This is a genomic window from Kamptonema formosum PCC 10802 (assembly GCF_000332335.1).
Taxonomy (GTDB): domain Bacteria; phylum Cyanobacteriota; class Cyanobacteriia; order Cyanobacteriales; family Oscillatoriaceae; genus Oscillatoria.
In genome coordinates, this window is sequence record NZ_KB235948.1 from 6,926,673 (window position 1) to 6,927,055 (window position 383).

Consider the following 383-nt stretch of genomic DNA (forward strand, 5'->3'; position numbering starts at 1 on the left):
AGTGGTCGTCACCAAAGCCGGTAAAAAAACCTACGGACTTGAGCGCTTCTTTTCTAGTCTGTATGGCAAATCCTTAACCGGGCTATCTTTCTTCACACTATCATTAGTAAGTGTTCAGGAAAAACGTTCATTCCCTATAAGGGTCGAACAAGTCATAAAGAGCGACCGGGAAAATTTGAGCCAGGGGTCTGAAAATACAGAGTCTAGCCCGCCCAAAGGCCAAGTCAAACGACCGAAGGCGAGTCGGAGTAAAAATCAAACGGTCGGGACGGCTCTCGACCCAATACCTAAAAATCGAGGGGGGCGACCTGCCGGCAGGAAAAATCAAAATAAAAGCGCCGTCCCTCCCAATCCTGAATTATTGCAAATCCAAGGTTGGATAG

General features: G+C 47.5%; 1 protein-coding gene. It reads left to right on the forward strand.

The genetic code is table 11. From position 1 onward, the window contains the following. On the forward strand, positions 1-383 hold a 383-nt coding region (locus OSC10802_RS57245), incomplete at both ends, for a transposase (RefSeq protein WP_232731791.1).